The organism is Psychromonas sp. (genome assembly GCF_983033635.1).
Genome location: NZ_CEZLMY010000255.1, coordinates 1 through 2,835 on the forward strand (window position 1 = coordinate 1; position 2,835 = coordinate 2,835).

Here is a 2,835-nt window from a genome sequence, read left to right on the forward strand (position 1 = left end):
TACGCAAAAAGATATTTTTAGCGCAAAACCGCTATTTCGAAAGAGTCATCGCCACAATTAAAGTACTTGGCCTTAATGAGCATTTTATCTATACAGTACTTGGGCAACCTAAAAACCTCTCTGAGCCCCCTATCAAAGCAGCAAGCTACCTTAAAAAAAGTGGCATTATCACGGTCTATCAACTTAACACCCAAAATGGGAGCAAACAGTATGAAGCTATCCCATCGGTGCTCATTGGTAGCCAACGTAGTCTTGCCGAGCATGATGTAGTCAGTTTCTTTAAAGGTTTGAACGATGAAGTTGAACAACACTATCTCGCAAAAAACATGACCCTTGAGCAACATCGCCTTTACTACAACTGGCGTACTATCCAACTGGCTTTTCTGTTTATTGCTTTAACGGGTGTCCGGCCGACGCATGCTATCACTATTGAACGACGTCGCTGCTTTGCGGGAGAGCAAGTTTGCGTTAACGATAAAGGGCGGTGGCGCTCTGTGATTTTATGCTCATATCTTAAAACGCAGATCAGTGAATACCTGCAGCTACAGAAAACGCTAACGATGCAGTTCCCTCACCACCAACCAAATCAAGCGATGTGGTACTTAATTGACGAGCAGGGCGAGCAACAACTGCTGACTGCACACTATTTACGACTAACAATGCATTCGTTATGGCCAGGTGTTGTCCCCTATCAATTACGTCACTTTTTTGCGCAATGTGCACTGACTAGTCTACCGCCCCATCACCTTGCTATACAGCAAATTGATCGGTTAATGGGCCATAGCAATTTAGGCGAGCACCTCGGCAGTGATGACCAATTTCCACTCACGCTTGTGCCATTACAAAATTATTTGGAACGTCTTGTTGAACGCTTAGGGTTGCTGAAATTGCAGCGGCTAGGAGTCGTCGGTGAATAATGTTTTAAAGTTAGCGCCCAATACGGTACTTACGTATCTTGAACACTGCCATAACAACAGTGATGAGCTATTACCTTATAAAAAGCGCGCGTCAATCGCTGAAGATATTAATTGGGTGCTATCGCGCTGGTCGGATGAGAGTGTGCCCCTCCGCACGCTAACGGATGAGTACTACCAACAACTCAAGCAAACGATTAATCAAGTCCCCACGGGTAAACAAAAACACTATCGACAAGCACTGAATGCTGTTCTTATCTATCTCAATGACATTGCGCAGTGGCAACTGCCCGAACGCACTGAAAAGCTGTTTGTTGATCGTGACTTAGCTTGGTTTAACCGCTTAAGTGAGCAAGCAGAACTCGCCTATACCCTTTGGCAAGCCTATCTGACAGACAAGTCGGACTCCCTGAATGCTCAAGCTAATCCAACGGCTGCACAGGCAACATTAACTATTGCACTCGAGGTTGCCCCGCTCTCGCTAAACCATCTGGCCGCAATATTAAATGAACAAGCCAGCCTCGAGCGTACAGGCCAACAGACACAGCTTAAAGTTATTCATCATCAACAGGCATCGTCAGCCGCTCAGCAAACAACGCCTACTTTTACGCGTTACCATTTAACACTCTACAGTTATTGTTTTTTAGACAACTATTACAAAAAGAAAGCACCATCACTCACGCAGCGCCAACTGCTCAATACGCTTAATGAGCACATATCCAAAGCCCCTTACCACTTAGGGCCATGCACCCCAGCTCAGTGGCATACTCTCTTTCAATCGCTTTGGCGTTGCCGTGATAACCTACCACCCACGTTGCTCAAAGATATGACACAACCTGAGCGGCATGTTGATTTTGATGCGACTCCCCCGCTAAATACCATCACTCCGACCAGCAAGCCTCGTTGGTCACAACGCCAGTTAATCAATCACGGGTTTAAAAAGGGCGAAATTGACACCTTTGCTATTCCCAACTTAAATCCAAATAATATTATTGAACACTATCTGTTTCTCTATTGTCGAGAATTGATTTTATATGGCGGAGTGCAGGTGGATAAGTTGTCTAATGCGACCATCACAAAATACTGCAATATTGAAGTGTGTTTTAACGATGAGCCACTACGCTATGAGGTTGCTATCGACTATGAGCAACTGCAGCAGTGGGCTAAACGGGTATATGAAAAACAGGAAAGCGACACACACAAAGGGTTAGTGCATTACTTTTTTCGTTTTATCTCCACACAAGCCCTCACTGACCACCTGGATATCGCCGAATTCGAGAGCCCTAGCCTAGCACCAACAGTCGATCCTTTTCGTATTCCTTTATCGGCGTTGCACGAAATAGTGGATGCGCTACTTACCCAACCTGGTGGTACATTGCTACAGCGTTTATATTGTGCGGTCAGCGCGATTATTGGTTACTTTGCAATGTTACGTCGCGGTGAAGTACTGAGGCTACGCATTAAAGATATTATTTGTTTATCCAACAAGTCTAATGCTTTTCATTTTATCATCACTAACACCACTGAGGGCGACACTAAAAGTCATAAAACTCGCACCGTTGATACTGTATTGCCCGATGCAATGGCGATGTTAGTGCGTATTGCTATCCACCTTAAAAAAGATAGCGACTATAACTCCCCTTTAATTGGCTTTGATAATGAGAAAATCAGCTCCCGCCAACTTAATTATTTATTACCTGTCACCAAGGCAATGAAAGCGCTCTGCGGACAAATAGCACGATTTCACCATCTACGAAAAAGTGGTATTCACCTATCTAAGCAGCAAACATTGCAGCTTGCTTATCAGTACCCTGCACATGACTTAGGTCCATACGCAGACTTACAGCCGATGCTGTTACCTGAAATAGTTAGAAAACGATTCAACTACTGGATTGAAGGTCGTGAAGAGAAGGAGATTAAC

The 2,835-nt window shown here is 44.5% G+C and carries 1 protein-coding gene and 1 pseudogene; both read left to right on the forward strand.

From position 1 onward, the window contains the following. A pseudogene (locus tag AC4GME_RS18040) lies at positions 1-917 on the forward strand (hypothetical protein); the annotation flags it as partial. Next, a partial coding sequence (locus tag AC4GME_RS18045; protein ID WP_490379962.1) for a hypothetical protein occupies positions 910-2,835 on the forward strand: 1,926 nt, incomplete at its 3' end. The pseudogene AC4GME_RS18040 and the gene AC4GME_RS18045, both read left to right, overlap by 8 nt.